Source organism: Pseudomonas sp. YH-1 (genome assembly GCF_051990045.1).
Classification (GTDB): Bacteria; Pseudomonadota; Gammaproteobacteria; order Pseudomonadales; family Pseudomonadaceae; genus Pseudomonas; species Pseudomonas nicosulfuronedens.
This window is the reverse complement of the sequence record NZ_CP178184.1, coordinates 3,829,946-3,844,267: the sequence shown is the minus strand read 5'-3', so window position 1 is coordinate 3,844,267 and position 14,322 is coordinate 3,829,946. Positions and strand designations below refer to the sequence as shown.

The following is a 14,322-nucleotide window of genomic DNA, read 5'->3' as shown; positions in this document are numbered from 1 at the left end:
TCATGACCATCAATGCTGTGAGCAAGAGTGCCGTGAAACTGTTCGTCCCTTCCCTGCTCGCGCTGGCCCTCAGCGCGTGCATGGTCGGCCCTGACTACCAGAAGCCGGACACCGCGCCGGCCCATCTGGACAGCAACGCCCAGGCGCAGAACTACGACCGCAACCGCTTCGAAGACGCCTGGTGGAAGCAGTTCGACGACCCGGTGCTGACCCAACTGGTCGACCAGTCCCTCAAGGAAAACCGTGAGCTGCGCGTGGCCTACGCCCGCGTGCTGGCTTCGCGGGCAATCCGCGACGACGTGGCTAATGACCGTTTCCCCACGGTCACCAGCCGCGCCGAAGGCCAGGTCGGCAAGGGCCAGGTACCCGGCCAGACCGAGGACCGGGTCAACCAGGAGCGCTACGACCTGGGCCTGGACATGATCTGGGAAGTCGATCTGTTCGGCCGCGTGCGCCGCCAGCTGGAATCCAGCGACGCACAGAGCGAAGCCATAGTCGCCGACCTGCAACAGCTGCAGGTCAGCCTGATCGCCGAGCTGGCCGATGCCTACGGTCAACTGCGCGGTGCGCAGCTGCGCGAGAGCATCGCCAGGAGCAACCTGGACAACCAGCGCGAGTCCCGCGACCTGACCATCCAGCTGCGCGACGCCGGCGTCGGCAGCGAGCTGGACGTGCAACGCGCCGAAGCGCGCCTGGCCTCCACCGAAGCCAGCGTGCCGCAACTGCAGGCGGAGGAAGTGCGCCAGCGCAACCGCATCGCCACTCTCCTCGGCCAGCGCCCGGACGCGCTGAGCGTGGACTTGTCGCCGAAGAAGCTGCCGGCCATCGCCAAGGCCCTGCCGATTGGCGATCCGGGTGAGCTGTTGCGTCGCCGTCCTGATGTCGCCTCCGCCGAGCGCCGCCTGGCAGCCGCCACCGCGGACGTGGGCGTAGCCACCGCCGACCTGTTCCCGAAAGTCAGCCTCGGCGGCTTCCTCGGCTACACCGCCGGCCGTGGTTCGCAGATCGGCTCGTCCGCCGCCAGCGCCTGGGGCGTCGCCCCGAGCATCACCTGGGCGGCCTTCGACCTGGGCAGCGTGCGGGCTCGTCTGCGCGCTTCCAAGGCCGACGCCGACGGTGCCCTGGCGACCTACGAGCAGCAAGTCCTGCTGGCCCTGGAAGAGTCGTCCAACGCCTTCAGCGACTACGGCAAGCGCCAGCAGCGCCTGGTCTCGCTGGTGCGCCAGTCCGAAGCCAGCCGCAACGCCGCGCAACAGGCCGGCCTGCAATACCGCGAAGGCACCGTGGACTTCCTCAACCTGCTGGACGCCGAACGCGAGCAACTCGCCGCCGAAGACGCCCAGGCGCTGGCGGAAGTCGACGTGTATCGCGGCATCGTGGCGATCTACAAGGCCCTCGGCGGCGGCTGGCAGCCGACACCGGCGGCCTGATCGGTCCTCCCCGGTCGAGAATCTCTCGACCGTTCTGGCCCTGCGGTCTGACGCTCCGGACCGCGGGGCTTTTTTATGCCCGCGGCACACTGGCGACTCCTAGCTATTGGCACACATGTTCCGGAATCTGTCAGATACTTAGATTCTGATCAGTATTTTCTGATAGCAATCGAAAATAAGCTGAACCCAGATCGAATTCAGAATTCACTGACGTCATGAATCAGGGAAGCCCGCTCCGTGCTCAACAACGAGGTCGAGAGAAGTCCAACCCCCTCCCGCGACACCGAGCTGTGCCAACTTCTCCTCGGCGTCAGGCGCGGCGACGTCATCCACCCTCACTTGAAACGGCTGCTGGTACACCTCGGATTCGCCGAACTGCGCGGCCTGCAACTCGCCCTCACGGGCAAGGGCCGACTTCTGCTGGAGAGCTGAGCTTGGGCTGAGCGTCCCGGGCCGCTATGATCCGGGCCGACTTGCCAGGGATCAAAGGAGTTCGGTCCTACTCTGGCCTAGACTCTCTATATCGGACCTTTCAGACAAGGACTCACCGTGGACGCCACTGCTCACTTCATCCCGCTGGACCCCACGTCCCTCTTCATCACCCTCGGCATCATCGTCTTCGGCATGTTCATGCTGGGCATCGGCTTCACCATCCGCCACCGCCCGGTGGGGGTATTCCTGATGTGGGTCGGCACGCTGAGTATGCTGTCGATCATCAGCTACCGTATCTACCTCGCCACCTCCGTGTAGCGGTGCAGATAAAAAAATGGCGCCTTCGGGGCGCCATTTTCGTTTCATCCCGCCTTAGCGCCGCATCGCCCTCGCATAACCCTTGGGCGAGAAGCGCAGGGTCACGCCCAGCATCAGCACCACCGACACCGCCAGCAGGATCCAGGAGGCCTGGAAACTGCCGGTGCTGTCGCGCAGAGCGCCGGTGACGTAAGGCACGATGCCAGTGACGATGAAGCCGATGCCCTGCACGAAGGCCGCCAGGCGCCCGGCCGCCCCGGCGTCGGCGAGGTGGTCCAGGGTCAGGGTCAGGCTCAGGGCGAAGCAGGCACCCAGACCGTAGCCGATCAGCGCCACCCACAGACCCGGCAGGTGCAACGGTGCCGAGATCAGCCCGATGAACCCGGCAAGCTGGATCAGCAGGCACAGGCAAAGCCAGCCACGACGATCCAGCGAACGACGGATCAGCAGTGGGATGGTCAGCGCAGCGATCACCTGGAAGATGGTCATCAGGCCGATCAGTTGGCCGCTGGCCTGGGCCGTCCAGCCAAGCTGGCGGTAATACACCGGCAGCCAGGCCACCATGCTGGTGTAGCCGCCGTTGATCAGGCCGAAGTACAAGGCCAGCAGCCAGGCGCGGCGGCTGCCGAAATAGTGCTGGACCTTTTGCTGCGGCGGTGCGGCCACGGGCGCCTCTCGCGGACGCGCCACGGACCACAGCAGCAGGCCGACAATGGCCAGCAGCAGCCAGGCACCGAGGCCGTCCTGCCAGCGATGGAAGTGTTCCGATACCACAGGCGCCAACACCGCTGCACTACCGCCGCCAGCCATCAACGATGCCGAGTACAGGCCCATGGCCGACGGCACCTTGTGCGGGAACCAGCGCTTGATCACGCCCGGCACGAATGCCTGGATCACCGCCACGCCACAGCCTGCCAGCACTGCGCTGGCGATCAGGGCGAAACCGCTGTCCAGCAGCAGCCGCCAGAAGCACGCCGCGCCGATGGCCAGCAGGCCGAGCACCATGCCCCGGCTCTCGCCCAGGCGCGGGCCGACCCACGGCAGGCCCAGGGCGAACAGGCCCATGCACAGCACCGGCAGCACCGTCAGCATCGACAGGCCCTGGAAGCCCAGGCCGGTGGCGTCGTGGATGTCGGCCAGCAGCGGGCCGATGGAGGTGAGGATCGGCCGCAGATTGATGCCCAGCGCGACGATCACCAGCAGGCCGATCCAGCCGGCGTGGCTGCTCTGCCCCGCCGCTTCGCCCTGCGCCGGCAGGGTCATGCCGCGGCTCACGTGCGTTGCTCCTGCCAATAACCGTACAGACCTTCTTCACCACTCGGGCGCAACGCGCGCAGCGGAACCGACTGCCACTGCGGCGGCTGGGTCATCTGCTGGTACACGGCGGCAGTCGACAGCCCGAACGGCTCGCCATCGTCGTTGGAATAGGCGAAGTAGGCGCCCTCCACGCCGCAAAGGTGCATGGCCGCCAGGCACATCGGGCACGGATGTCCGCTGGCGTAGATCACGCAGCCGTCCAGCCGCGACATGCCCAGCACCGCCGAGGCACGGCGGATCGCCAGCAGTTCGGCGTGGGCGGTGGGGTCGAAATCCAGGTGGATGGAGTTTGCGGCGCGGGCGATCACCCGCCCGTCCTTGACCAGCACGGCGCCGAACGGGCGGCCGCCGGCCTCGATGTTGTCGCGGGCCAGTTGCAGGGCCTCGCGCATGAAGACTTCGTGTGACATGGCAGTTTCCAGCGAATCGGTTCGATCAATGCGCGCCGGCGACTTCCAGCATCCTGGCAATGGTGGTCTGGTTGCGCTGGCGGGCGTGTTGCAGCGGCGTAACGCCGTCGTTGTCGGCCAGGTTCAGGTCCGCCCCGGCTTCAATGAGCTGTTTCACGATGGCCTGGTGACGCGGGCCGCCGTCGCTGAGCAGGATGGCTTCGAGCAGCCCGGTCCAGCCCAGCTTGTTGACATGATCGGGATCGACGCCAGCCTTGAGCAGCGTGGCCACAACCTCCACATGGCCGCGCTCGCACGCCGGAATCAGTGCCGTGCCGCCATAGCGGTTGGTACTGTGCAGGTCGGCGCCATGGGCCAGGGTCAGCTGAAGGATTTCCAGGTGCCCGGCCGCACCGGCCAGCAGGTAGGCGCTGTCGTGGATGCGGTTCTGCCGGTTGACGTCGGCGCCAGCGGCGACCAGCAGTCGCGCGACTTCCGCACGATTGCGAGCGGTGGCCAGCAGCAGCGGCGTATTGCCTTGTCCGTCGGTCACATCCACTGGCACACCGCGTTTGAGCAGCGCCGCGACCTCGGCTTCGTGACCTTCGCCGGCCGCAGCCAGCAATGCGTCTGCAGCGGCGCGGCTGTGCACGTCCTCGGTCTGGATAGTCGGCATGTCCATGGACGCTCCCCCGTGATGACTGTCTTGCCTCGACTCTCGCTCGATCAAATGAACAGCTGCAGTATGACGAAGGGATGTTCTATGCTGAAATTAAATAGAAACATGACTTCCAGTGGAAATCAGAATGCTTGATCCCAACCTGCTGCGCAGCTTCGTGATGGTGGTGGACGCCGGCAACTTCACCCGCGCCGCGGAACTGCTGCACCTGACCCAATCCACGGTGAGCCAGCAGATCCTGCGCCTGGAGCAGAGCCTGGACTGCCGTCTACTGGACCGCAGTCAGCGCCAGGTGCTGCCCACCGAACAGGGCGAACGGCTGCTGGGTTATGCGCGACGCATCCTCGAACTGGGCTCGGAAGCGCGCGAGGCACTGAGCAGCGAGCACAGCGAGGGCGTGCTGCGCCTGGGGATGCCGGAAGATTTTGCCGGCGAGCGAATGATGCCGCTGCTCGCGGCCTTCAGCGCCGAACGTCCGAGGCTGCGCCTGGAGGTATCCAGCGGCCTCAGTCAGGAACTGTTGCGCCAGTACCGCAGCGGCGAGCTGGACCTGGCGCTGGTCAAGCAATGGGGCGCGGACAGCGACTGCCTCGCCCACTGGCCCGAACCGCTGGCTTGGCAGGACAGCGCCACCACCCCCGCCGCCGCCCGCGACCCGCTGCCGCTGGTGGTGTTCCCGCTGGGAGCGCTGTATCGCCAGGAGATGATCCACGCCCTGGAGGCCAGCGGTCGGCGCTGGCGCATCAGCTACAGCAGCGCCAGCCTGGCAAGCCTGTCGGCGGCGGTGGCGGCGGGCATGGGCGTCAGCCTGCTGCCCCTGCGCGGTCGTCACGAAGGCCACCGTGTGCTGACCGTCGAGGACGGTTTTGCCCCCATCGAGGGACTGGAACTGGCGCTCTACGCCCGTCCGGAGCTGGGCAGCGCCGGACGCAGCCTGTGTGAGCAACTGCGCGAGCTGTGCGCGCAGCTGGCCGCGACTACACCGGCACGCTGAGACGTTCGAGGAATTGCTCGGCCGGCACCGGCTTGCCTAACAGGAAGCCTTGCAGCGAATCGCACCCCAGGCGGGTGAGGAAGTTCTGCTGTCCGGAGGTTTCTACCCCCTCGGCAACGATCCGCAGGTCCAGCGCCTGGCCCAGGGCAACGATGGCCGAGACGATGGCGGCGTCGTCGCTGTCCTGCTCCAGGTCGCGGACGAACCCGCGGTCGATCTTCAGCTCGTTGGCCGGCAGGCGCTTGAGGTACAGCAGGCTGGAGTAGCCGGTGCCGAAGTCGTCGATGGACAGGTCCACGCCCATGTCCGACAGTTTGCCGAGGATCTCCAGGCTGGAATCGGCATCGCGCATCGCCGTGGTCTCGGTGATCTCCAGGGTCAGGCAGCGCGCCGGCAACTGGTGGCGCTGCAGCGCGTCGGCCACCGACTGCACCAGGGCGGCATGGCAGAACTGCAGCGCCGAGAGGTTCACCGCTACCCGCCAACTTTCGTGGCCCTGCAGGTACCACTCGCGCATCTGCCGGCAGGCCTCATCCAGCACCCAGTCGCCGATGGGGATGATCAGCCCGGTTCGCTCGGCCAAAGCGATGAAGGTGTCAGGCATCATCAGCCCGCGCTGCGGGTGCTGCCAGCGCAGGAGCGCCTCGGCGCCGATGGGCTCGCCGCTGGCGGCGAACTTGGGCTGGTAATGCAGGGTGAACTCGCGGCGATCCAGCGCCGCGCGCAGGTCGTGCAGCAACTGCAGGTGGTTGCGCGCGTTGGTGTTCATCGACTGCTCGAAGAAGCTGTAGCCGTTCTTGCCGTTGCCCTTGGCGTGGTACATCGCCGCGTCGGCGTTGCGCAGCAGTTCCTGCTGGGTAGAACCGTCGCCCGGATACAGCGTGATGCCGATACTGGCGGCGATGCGCAGCTCCTGCCCGGCCACCTGGAACGGCTGCGCCAGCAGGTTGACCTGCTGGCTGGCGACGGTCACCGCATCCTCGGCTTCGGCCAGTTCGGCGAGTACCACGAACTCGTCGCCGCCGATGCGTGCCACCGTGTCTTCGCTGCGCAGGCTGTCGCGCAGGCGCTGGGCCACGGCCTTGAGCAACAGGTCGCCAACATGGTGGCCGAAAGCGTCGTTGACCGGCTTGAAGCCGTCGAGGTCGAGGAACATCAGCGCGAAATGCCCGCCGCTACGCTGCACCTTGCCGATCATCTGCTCGATGCGATCCTCCAGCAGGACACGGTTGGGCAGGCGCGTGAGGTTGTCGTGCAGGGCAAGCTGGGTCAGCTCCTGGTTGGCCTGCGCCAGCGACGAGGTGAGCTGCGCCGTGCGCGACTCCAGGCGTGCGTCCAGTACCGAAGTGAGCAGCGCGATGCCGATCACCGCCAGGGTGACGATGATGATCAGCAGCGCCAGCCAGTCACTGTCCAGGCCACTGGGTGACGCGCCGCAGAAGCTGTCCTCGGGGAAACGCGCGGCGGCCATGCCGGTGTAGTGCATGCCGACGATCGCCACACCCATCACCAGTGCCGCACCGGCACGGGCCAGGCGCACGTAGGGCGTGTTCTGCCGCAGCTTGAAGGCAATCCATAGCGCAGCGCCGGAAGCCGCCACGGCAATCACCAGGGAAAGCCCGAACAACGTCGGGTCGTAGTCGATGCCCGGCTGCATGAGCATCGCGTACATGCCCAGGTAGTGCATGCAGCTGATCCCGGCACCCATGGCCAGCGCGCCACAGAGCAGATGCCAGAGCGGCAGGCGGTCCTGGCTGACCAGCGCCAGGGCGAACCCTGAACTGAGCACGGCGATGGCCAGCGACAACAGGGTCAGGGTGAGGTCATAACCCAGCGGGATCGGCAGGCTGAAGGCGAGCATGCCGATGAAGTGCATCGACCACACGCCGATGCCCATGGCCACCCCGCCGCCGCCGATCCACAGCAGCACCGGCCAGCCGCGGGTGGTCGCGATGCGCCCGGCCAGGTCCAGCGCGGTGTAGGACGCCAGCATGGCGACGCACAGCGAAATCAGGACAAGGGCGGGATCGTAACTACCGGCAAGCATGGGGGCTCTCTGATGCACTCGGGCGCTGATGGGCGCACGCGGTCCCTGCGCGCAAAAGTCCGGGATTCTAGCGAAGACCGATGAAGCGGAACCAGCGCTTCCGGTGGATTTTCTATCGGCGTGCCCGCAGCCGCCTTGAGGCCGTTCAGCGGGACGCGGGCATGATCCACCACAGGTCCATTCCGGCCGAAACGGCTACCCTTTCCCTGACCATCACCATCGGAGCCACCCTTGGCGAAGCAACCCTCGATCCTCAGCCTGCCCTTCCGCCGCCTGGCCAATCCTTATACCCGCTATCGCTACGCCGCCTGGATCCACTGCGTACGAGTCGGCCTCGCCCTCCTCGCCTCGATGCTGATCACCAGCGCGCTCAAGCTGCCCCACGGTCTGTGGGCCTCGGTGACGGTGCTGGTGGTCATGGGTGGCCTGGTCCACCAGGGAACGATTCGCGGCAAATCCTACGAGCGGGTGATCGGCACCCTGGTGGGGGCGGTTCTGGGGCTCTGTGTGATCGCGGTTTACGACAGTACCCGCTCGCTCACGCTGACTTTTCTGGTGATGTCGGTACTGGGCGCGGCCTCGGCGTTCTATGCGATTCGCCGACCCGGCTACGTCGCGCTGCTGGCGGGGATCACCATGTGCATTGTCGCCGGCCCCGGCGAGACGGGGTTCACCGAAGGACTATGGCGCTCGGCCAATGTGCTGATCGGCGTCGCGGTGGCACTGCTGTTCTCGCAGATCTACCCGTTGCGGGCAGTCTATGTCTGGCGCTACCTGCTCTCCGACAACCTGCGCGCCTGCGCACGGATGTATGGGCAGTTGTCGTCCAACCACGACTTCACGCCCGAACACTTCGCCCGCCAGCTGGAGGAACTGGACCATCGCCTCGTGGCTTCGCGAGCCCATCTGGGGCCAGTGTCGCGGGAGACGGGCATGCCGCTGCGTGAGCTGGAAATGCTCCAGCGCATCCACCGCGCCATCATGGGCACCCTGGAATCACTGATTGCCTCACGGCAGTTCGCCGCCGAGGCCGGGGAGATAGAACCGGTGCCGACCAGCCTCGACACGCACCGGCAGATCATCGGCCGCCTGCTGCTGCAATCGGCCCACGCCTTGAAGTTCAGTCGTACCAGCAAGCTGGTGCAGGCCTGCCAGGGCCTGGAGAACCTGCCCACACGGCCACACAACCTGACCGACTCCTTCGAGAAACAGGGCTTCTACTGGCTCACCCTGCGTCTCTATGAACAAGTGGAGATGCTGTCGGAAAAGCTCGCCAGCACCTCCGAACACTGGAACATCCAGAGCCGCGACCGAGCCTGAACCCGATCGCGCTGCGGTCATCTAGAACCCATCAGGCGCCGAAGCCACCGTCGATGGTCAGGCTGGCGCCGGTGATGTAGCCGGCTTCCGGGCCCGCCAGGTAGGCGACGAAAGCGGCGACTTCTTCCGCACGGCCGTAACGACCGACCGCCATCAGGTCCATCAGGGAAGCCGCGAAGTCGCTGTCGGCCGGGTTCATGTCGGTATCCACCGGGCCGGGCTGCACGTTGTTCACGGTGATCCCGCGCGGGCCAAGGTCGCGGGCCAGGCCCTTGGTCAGGCCGACGATGGCCGACTTGCTCATGGCGTAGACCGCACCACCGCCAAAGGGCATGCGATCGGCGTTGGTGCTGCCGATGGTGATGATGCGCCCGCCCTGCCCCATGTGCCGCGCAGCGGCCTGGGTGGCGACGAAGACGCTGCGCACGTTCACCGCCAGGGTGCGGTCGAGGTCTTCCAGGCTGAACTCTTCCACCGGGGCGATGGCCAGCACGCCGGCGTTGTTGACCAGGATATCGATGCCGCCGAAGCGTTGTGCGGCGGTATCGATGGCTTGCTGCACCGAGGCTGCGTCGCCGCTATCGGCCTTCAGCGCCAGGGCGCGGCCGCCGGCGGCTTCGATGCTGGCGGCGAGGTCTTCGGCCTTCTGTGCCGAGCTGACGTAGGTGAAGGCCACGGCGGCGCCTTCACGAGCCAGGCGCTGCACGATGGCGGCGCCGATGCCGCGGGAGCCGCCCTGTACGAAAGCGACTTTGCCGGCGAGGGATTGAGTGGTTTGCGTGGTGGTCATTTCGTGTCTCCAGGAATCGAGTGGGGGAGTAAGTTCGACGGGGCCAGTTTCGCGCTTGCACTCCTGACCCGGTAGCTGGTAATCGCTATATTCAGTCGATACCAAACGTCCGGAATGAAACCCATGGAAAGCCTGATCAGTATCGAATGCTTCGTCCGCAGCGCCGAGGCGGGCAGCTTCGCCGCCGCCGCACGCCGCCTGGGCCTGACGCCGGCGGCGGTGAGCAAGAATGTGGCGCGGCTGGAGAACAACCTGGGCGTGCGGCTGTTCCAGCGTAGTACCCGCAGCCTGGCCCTGACCGAATCCGGCGAGCGATTTCTCGATGAGGCCAGCGGCGGCCTCGCCAGCCTGCAGAGCGCCATCGCCAACCTGGCCAGCGCCGACGGCCAGCCCAGCGGAGCGCTGAAGGTGAGCATGGGCCTGGTGTTCGGCCGCGACTACATCCTGCCGCTGCTGGGGGACTTCCTCGGTCGCTATCCGGCGATCCGTCCGGACTGGCACTTCGACAACCGCCAGGTCGACCTCATCGCCGAAGGCTTCGACGCCGCCATCGGCGGCGGCTTCGAGCTGCCGCCCGGCGTGGTGGCGCGCAAGCTGTGCCCGGCGCACCTGGTGCTGCTGGCCTCTCCCAGTTACCTGGAGGGCCGCCCGGCGATCCGCTACCCCTCCGACCTGCCGAGCCACGACGGAATCCGCATCCGCTCGCCGCAGACCGGCCGCGTACGCCCCTGGCCGCTGACCAACCGCCAGCAGGCCCAGGCGCCGATCGCGCTGAAGGAGCGCATGACCTTCAGCGACCCGGAAGCCGCCTGCGTCGCCGCACTGATGGGACTGGGCGTGACCCTGGTGAGCATGCAGCACGCCGTCCCGTACCTGGAGAGCGGCCGCCTGGTGCGTGTGCTGCCGGACTGGTACGTGGACGCTGGCAACACCGCGCTCTACTACGCCGCGCAGAAACTGCTGCCGGCCAAGACGCGGGTATTCATCGAGTACGTCATCGAGCACTTTCGCAGCCAGGGCCTGGAGCGAAAGTTCAGCGCGATCTGACCAGCGACACGGCGGATCGGGGTTTTCCTGACTAGCGTCAGAACTGAAATGAATTCGCGGGACATTCGCTTGTCGGTAGTTAGCAAGCTAACGTAATTTCGAACTTCTTCGATTCGGCATTCGAGATGCAAGGAGAACCTGCATGAAAAAGTACGCCCTGCTCCTGGCCATGGTGTTTTCCGTACCGGCTTTCGCCGACAGCGCGCTGTGCGACGGCAACCTGCAGCAGATCAACGACTTCCTCAAGACCGCCAACCCGAACGCCACCGGCGTGAAGGTCAACGCAGTCCACGAGTACCTCGCCAAGGCCGAGGAAGCGAAGAAGGCCGGCAATTACGAGGAGTGCGTCAACCAGTCGAGCCAGGCATTGCGCGTGATCAAGAAGCCCGCCAACCGCTGATCCGCACTGGAGATGAAAAAGCCCCGCCTAGGCGGGGCTTTTTCATGGGCGCAGTCAGGCGAAAGACTCAGCCGCAGGAGACCTGCTTCACCACCTGGCTGTCATCGACGTCGATGTTCAGGCGCTGCGAGTTGTACTCCATGGTCACTGGCTGGTGCGGGGTGAGCACGCGGGCAACGCTGGCGCCAGCATCGCGGCGAGCTTCTTCGGTCAGGGTCGGAGTGACGACCTTGCCGATGATCGACTGCACCGCCTTGGCGTTGCAGGTGCCGGTCATGGCCGGCGAACTGTCCGCAGCCGGCTGGGCCGCATCGGACGAGGAATCCTTGGAACTGCAACCGGCAAGGGCGGCGACAGCGAGAAGCGACAAGAGAGTCACTCGGTTGAAGGGCATGGAAGGTCTCCCTGATTCTTCATGGATAAAACGCGAAAGGCGCAACCTTACCAGCCCGAAGGCTGCGGCAGCGCGATGGATGTATTGCAGGCTGATACATGCCAGGCCCGTCGCAGAGCCGTACGGCGCCATTTACACAACCTTTACACCGGCGGCGTTACGATTCTTTCGAGGCCGATGTCTCATAGATACCTGGTTCCTCGCCGGGTTCCTCAGGAGGTGCATCATGCTTCACCGTCTCCCCCAGATCGCCCTGCTCTGCGCCGGCCTTGCCCTCGCCGGCCAGGCCGCGGCCAACAGCAATACCGATGCCGCCGCGATCGGCGCAGTGGTTGGCGCCGTTGTCGGGGGTGCAGTGGTCGCCGGCTCGCAACCCGCGCCGGCGCCCTATTACGCTCCGCCGCCCCCGGTGGCCTATTACCCGCCGCAACCGGTGTACTACCAGCCTGCGCCGGTCTACCAGCCCGTGTATCAACCGGTGTACCGACCGGTCGTGGTGGTGCCAGGCCCGCGTTACTACGGGCCGCCCCGCTACTATGGTCCGCCGCGCTATTACGGCCCAGGCTACTATGGCCCGCCGGGACACTACCGTCACTGGTAGTGGCTGTGACAGACGAAAGACCCCGCTTCCCGGCGGGGTCTTTTCATTCAGGCTGGCAAACGAATGCTCCCGGCCAACTCCTCGAACAGCGTCACTACCGCCCGCAGCGCCCGGCAATCCGGTCGCGTCAGCAGCCAGAGATGGATGCTGCAGCCGGGAAGCTCCGGCTCCAGTATCTGCAGCCCGTCGTCCGGGCGCAGCAGGAACGCTGGCAGCGCAGCCAGCCCCAGCCCCGCGCGGCAAAGGTCGAGCACCGAGAGCATGCTGTTGCAGCGATAGGCCGGGAGCACCGTCGGGAACGCCTGGCGGCGCCAGGCGACGCTGGAGTGATCGGGCAGAAAGTCGTCCGGGGCGATCCAGCTCATATCCTGCCAGGGACGCTCGCCTTGCTCGGCCAGGTAGTCGCGGTGGGCACAGAGGACGTAGTGCACCTCGCCCAGCTTGCGTCCCACCAGATGCTCCGGCGGCGCATTGGTCAGGCGCAGGGCAATGTCGGCGTCGCGGCGGCTGAGGTTGGCGAAGGCGTTGGAGGTGGTCAGTTCCAGATTCAGCGCCGGGTAGCGCTTCATGAAGCGCGCCAGGGCCGGCAGCAAAAGGCCCTGCAGCACGGTGTCGGAACAGGTCAGGCGCACGGTGCCGCTGAGCACGTCGTGGCCCTGCTCCAGGCCCAGTCGCGCCGCTTCCAGCGCCTGCTCGGCCAGTTCTGCCTGGGTCGCCAGTTGCTGCGCGGTGGCCGTGGCGAGGTAGCCGTTGCGGCCCTTCTCGAACAGCGCGGTGCCCAGCGCCTTCTCCAGCCGGCGCACGGCACGAAACACGGTGGAGACGTCTACTTCGAGCAATTCCGAGGCACGCGCAAGGCTGCCCCCTCGCACCAGCGCCAGCACCAGGGCCAGATCGGCGTACTCCAGACGGTATTGCATCGACGCACTCCAAGGTTGCGCAACCGCCCATTTCGATTGCGCCTGCGCAACTATAAATTGCCTCCCATGGGCCCGCCAATGGGCCACGACGCCAGGGGAAAAAAAGGATGGGAAAACGTCGTAAAGCACTGCGGATCGGCCTGATCGGAGACCGCGACAGCCGCGTCACCGCCCACTGGGCGATTCCCCTGGCCCTGCAGCAATCGCTGCTGCCGCACTCGGGCACGCTGCGCGTGGACTGGCTGGACACTCCGCGCCTCGCCCAGGGCCTGGACCTGGAGCCGTACTCCGGTTTCTGGTGCATCCCTGGCAGCCCTTACCTCGACACCGAAGGCGCCCTGCGGGCGATCACCTTCGCCCGCGAAAACGACGTACCCTTCCTCGGCACCTGCGGGGGCTTCCAGCATGCCCTGCTGGAGCGCGCGCGCCATGTCCTCGGCTGGAGCGACGCGGCACACGCCGAGACGGACCCGGATGCAATGCGCACGGTGGTCCATGCCCTGCCCTGTTCACTGGTTGAGGTCAGCGAAACCATCCGCCTCACCGCCGGCTCGCACCTGGCCGCCATCTACGGTCTGCCGGAGATTCGCGAGGGCTACCGGTGCAGCTACGGGGTGAATCCGGCGTTCCAGGACGAGCTGTTCGGCGGCTCGCTACGCGCCTGCGCCCACGGAGAGGACGGCAGCATCCGCGCGCTGGAAGCGACCGACCATCCCTTCTTCGTCGCCACCCTGTTCCAGCCGGAGCGCAAGGCGCTGGCCGGTATCGCTGTGCCACTGGCCGAGGCGCTCCTGTCCGCCGCCTTCCGCCATCAATCCAGCCAAGCGCCCATCCAGTCATCCAGCCAAGAAGCCGTCCACGCCGGGAACGCCGCATGATCGCCAGCACACCGCAACCGCCCTACTACGCCGTGACGTTCACCTCCTACCGCACCGAGCTGGACGAAGGCTACGGCGCCACTGCCGAGCGCATGCTGGAACTGGCCGCACAGCAGGACGGCTTCCTCGGCGTCGAGTCGGCCCGTGGCGCCGATGGTCTGGGCATCACTGTCTCCTACTGGCGTGACGAAGCCGCCATCCGCCAGTGGAAGCAACAGGCCGAACACCGCATGGCCCAGCAGGCAGGCCGCCGCGACTGGTACAGCGCCTTCCGCGTGCGTATCAGCCGGGTCGAGCGCGAATACGGTTTCGAACGCTGAGCGACCCGTTCTGGCCCAGACACGACATGCCGGGTTCGATGCCCGG

General features: G+C 66.4%; 17 protein-coding genes. 10 read left to right on the top strand and 7 right to left on the bottom strand.

Features of this window, described 5'->3' with window-relative positions; genetic code table 11:
• Positions 1–2: 2 nt before the first annotated feature.
• From ACKI1H_RS17815 to ACKI1H_RS17805, 3 genes are all read left to right on the top strand, one after another.
• A complete protein-coding gene (locus ACKI1H_RS17815) occupies positions 3–1,430 on the top strand; it encodes an efflux transporter outer membrane subunit (RefSeq protein WP_440468883.1) in 1,428 nt (475 codons plus the stop codon).
• A 237-nt stretch (positions 1,431–1,667) separates the two neighbouring features.
• Positions 1,668–1,862 carry a hypothetical protein gene (locus ACKI1H_RS17810; RefSeq protein ID WP_440465792.1) on the top strand — a complete coding sequence of 65 codons (195 nt, stop codon included), beginning with the start codon at positions 1,668–1,670 and terminating at the stop codon, positions 1,860–1,862.
• Between the two features lie 117 nt (positions 1,863–1,979).
• Complete coding sequence (locus tag ACKI1H_RS17805; RefSeq protein ID WP_440465791.1) at positions 1,980–2,180, top strand: hypothetical protein; 201 nt, start codon at positions 1,980–1,982, stop codon at positions 2,178–2,180.
• Between the two features lie 54 nt (positions 2,181–2,234).
• Here ACKI1H_RS17805 and ACKI1H_RS17800 read toward each other — a convergent pair whose 3' ends face one another.
• Genes ACKI1H_RS17800 through ACKI1H_RS17790 form a run of 3 tightly spaced genes read right to left on the bottom strand, consistent with a single transcriptional unit; the run spans position 2,235 to position 4,568 of the window.
• Positions 2,235–3,443, bottom strand: a complete 1,209-nt coding sequence (locus tag ACKI1H_RS17800; RefSeq protein ID WP_440468882.1) for a CynX/NimT family MFS transporter — start codon at positions 3,441–3,443, stop codon at positions 2,235–2,237.
• 8 nt (positions 3,444–3,451) lie between these two features.
• On the bottom strand, positions 3,452–3,907 hold the full coding sequence (locus ACKI1H_RS17795; protein WP_440465790.1) for a nucleoside deaminase: 456 nt from the start codon (positions 3,905–3,907) through the stop codon (positions 3,452–3,454).
• 25 nt (positions 3,908–3,932) lie between these two features.
• On the bottom strand, positions 3,933–4,568 hold the full coding sequence (locus tag ACKI1H_RS17790; RefSeq protein WP_440465789.1) for an ankyrin repeat domain-containing protein: 636 nt from the start codon (positions 4,566–4,568) through the stop codon (positions 3,933–3,935).
• A gap of 124 nt (positions 4,569–4,692) precedes the next feature.
• Here ACKI1H_RS17790 and ACKI1H_RS17785 point away from each other — a divergent pair, with 124 nt between their 5' ends.
• Entirely contained in the window at positions 4,693–5,559 is an 867-nt protein-coding gene (locus ACKI1H_RS17785; RefSeq protein WP_138522959.1) for a LysR substrate-binding domain-containing protein, read from the top strand.
• On the opposite strand, the gene ACKI1H_RS17780 is transcribed toward ACKI1H_RS17785, so the two are convergent.
• Positions 5,543–7,606: a putative bifunctional diguanylate cyclase/phosphodiesterase gene (locus tag ACKI1H_RS17780; protein ID WP_440465788.1), complete on the bottom strand. Its 2,064-nt coding sequence runs from the start codon at positions 7,604–7,606 to the stop codon at positions 5,543–5,545. The two genes, ACKI1H_RS17785 and ACKI1H_RS17780, sit on opposite strands and share 17 nt — an antisense overlap.
• A 231-nt stretch (positions 7,607–7,837) precedes the next feature.
• Between ACKI1H_RS17780 and ACKI1H_RS17775 the strand changes: the two genes are divergently transcribed.
• The gene (locus ACKI1H_RS17775; RefSeq protein WP_440465787.1) at positions 7,838–8,926 is read left to right on the top strand and encodes an FUSC family protein; all 1,089 of its coding nucleotides are present in this window, start codon (positions 7,838–7,840) and stop codon (positions 8,924–8,926) included.
• 31 nt (positions 8,927–8,957) lie between these two features.
• On the opposite strand, the gene ACKI1H_RS17770 is transcribed toward ACKI1H_RS17775, so the two are convergent.
• The gene (locus ACKI1H_RS17770; RefSeq protein WP_440465786.1) at positions 8,958–9,716 is read right to left on the bottom strand and encodes a 3-oxoacyl-ACP reductase family protein; all 759 of its coding nucleotides are present in this window, start codon (positions 9,714–9,716) and stop codon (positions 8,958–8,960) included.
• Between the two features lie 123 nt (positions 9,717–9,839).
• On the opposite strand from ACKI1H_RS17770, the gene ACKI1H_RS17765 reads away from it, so the two are divergent.
• Both ACKI1H_RS17765 and ACKI1H_RS17760 read left to right on the top strand, forming a co-directional pair.
• The gene (locus tag ACKI1H_RS17765) at positions 9,840–10,763 is read left to right on the top strand and encodes a LysR family transcriptional regulator (protein ID WP_440465785.1); all 924 of its coding nucleotides are present in this window, start codon (positions 9,840–9,842) and stop codon (positions 10,761–10,763) included.
• A gap of 142 nt (positions 10,764–10,905) precedes the next feature.
• On the top strand, positions 10,906–11,163 hold the full coding sequence (locus ACKI1H_RS17760) for a hypothetical protein (protein ID WP_138522950.1): 258 nt from the start codon (positions 10,906–10,908) through the stop codon (positions 11,161–11,163).
• A gap of 67 nt (positions 11,164–11,230) precedes the next feature.
• Here the strand turns inward: ACKI1H_RS17760 and ACKI1H_RS17755 are convergent, their stop codons facing one another.
• The gene (locus tag ACKI1H_RS17755; protein ID WP_138522948.1) at positions 11,231–11,557 is read right to left on the bottom strand and encodes an I78 family peptidase inhibitor; all 327 of its coding nucleotides are present in this window, start codon (positions 11,555–11,557) and stop codon (positions 11,231–11,233) included.
• Positions 11,558–11,783: 226 nt separating this feature from the next.
• Here ACKI1H_RS17755 and ACKI1H_RS17750 point away from each other — a divergent pair, with 226 nt between their 5' ends.
• Positions 11,784–12,158, top strand: a complete 375-nt coding sequence (locus tag ACKI1H_RS17750) for a hypothetical protein (protein ID WP_024762291.1) — start codon at positions 11,784–11,786, stop codon at positions 12,156–12,158.
• A 47-nt stretch (positions 12,159–12,205) separates the two neighbouring features.
• Here ACKI1H_RS17750 and ACKI1H_RS17745 read toward each other — a convergent pair whose 3' ends face one another.
• Entirely contained in the window at positions 12,206–13,078 is an 873-nt protein-coding gene (locus tag ACKI1H_RS17745; protein ID WP_138522946.1) for a LysR family transcriptional regulator, read from the bottom strand.
• Between the two features lie 107 nt (positions 13,079–13,185).
• Here ACKI1H_RS17745 and ACKI1H_RS17740 point away from each other — a divergent pair, with 107 nt between their 5' ends.
• Together ACKI1H_RS17740 and ACKI1H_RS17735 are read left to right on the top strand one after the other, a co-directional pair.
• Positions 13,186–13,956 carry a CTP synthase C-terminal region-related (seleno)protein gene (locus ACKI1H_RS17740; RefSeq protein WP_440465784.1) on the top strand — a complete coding sequence of 257 codons (771 nt, stop codon included), beginning with the start codon at positions 13,186–13,188 and terminating at the stop codon, positions 13,954–13,956.
• Positions 13,953–14,276, top strand: a complete 324-nt coding sequence (locus ACKI1H_RS17735) for an antibiotic biosynthesis monooxygenase family protein (protein WP_138522940.1) — start codon at positions 13,953–13,955, stop codon at positions 14,274–14,276. Before ACKI1H_RS17740 ends, ACKI1H_RS17735 begins: the two co-directional genes overlap by 4 nt.
• Positions 14,277–14,322 lie beyond the last annotated feature (46 nt).

What these genes read in the sequence shown, in the direction of transcription:
- ACKI1H_RS17785 (WP_138522959.1), top strand. Translation starts at nt 4,693, where the DNA reads ATGCTTGATCCCAACCTGCTGCGCAGCTTCGTGATGGTGGTGGACGCC.
- ACKI1H_RS17765 (WP_440465785.1), top strand. Translation starts at nt 9,840, where the DNA reads ATGGAAAGCCTGATCAGTATCGAATGCTTCGTCCGCAGCGCCGAGGCG.
- ACKI1H_RS17750 (WP_024762291.1), top strand. Translation starts at nt 11,784, where the DNA reads ATGCTTCACCGTCTCCCCCAGATCGCCCTGCTCTGCGCCGGCCTTGCC.
- ACKI1H_RS17755 (WP_138522948.1), bottom strand. Translation starts at nt 11,557, where the DNA reads ATGCCCTTCAACCGAGTGACTCTCTTGTCGCTTCTCGCTGTCGCCGCC.
- ACKI1H_RS17800 (WP_440468882.1), bottom strand. Translation starts at nt 3,443, where the DNA reads ATGACCCTGCCGGCGCAGGGCGAAGCGGCGGGGCAGAGCAGCCACGCC.
- ACKI1H_RS17795 (WP_440465790.1), bottom strand. Translation starts at nt 3,907, where the DNA reads ATGTCACACGAAGTCTTCATGCGCGAGGCCCTGCAACTGGCCCGCGAC.
- ACKI1H_RS17790 (WP_440465789.1), bottom strand. Translation starts at nt 4,568, where the DNA reads ATGGACATGCCGACTATCCAGACCGAGGACGTGCACAGCCGCGCCGCT.
- ACKI1H_RS17745 (WP_138522946.1), bottom strand. Translation starts at nt 13,078, where the DNA reads ATGCAATACCGTCTGGAGTACGCCGATCTGGCCCTGGTGCTGGCGCTG.
- ACKI1H_RS17760 (WP_138522950.1), top strand. Translation starts at nt 10,906, where the DNA reads ATGAAAAAGTACGCCCTGCTCCTGGCCATGGTGTTTTCCGTACCGGCT.
- ACKI1H_RS17740 (WP_440465784.1), top strand. Translation starts at nt 13,186, where the DNA reads ATGGGAAAACGTCGTAAAGCACTGCGGATCGGCCTGATCGGAGACCGC.
- ACKI1H_RS17780 (WP_440465788.1), bottom strand. Translation starts at nt 7,606, where the DNA reads ATGCTTGCCGGTAGTTACGATCCCGCCCTTGTCCTGATTTCGCTGTGC.
- ACKI1H_RS17735 (WP_138522940.1), top strand. Translation starts at nt 13,953, where the DNA reads ATGATCGCCAGCACACCGCAACCGCCCTACTACGCCGTGACGTTCACC.
- ACKI1H_RS17815 (WP_440468883.1), top strand. Translation starts at nt 3, where the DNA reads ATGACCATCAATGCTGTGAGCAAGAGTGCCGTGAAACTGTTCGTCCCT.
- ACKI1H_RS17770 (WP_440465786.1), bottom strand. Translation starts at nt 9,716, where the DNA reads ATGACCACCACGCAAACCACTCAATCCCTCGCCGGCAAAGTCGCTTTC.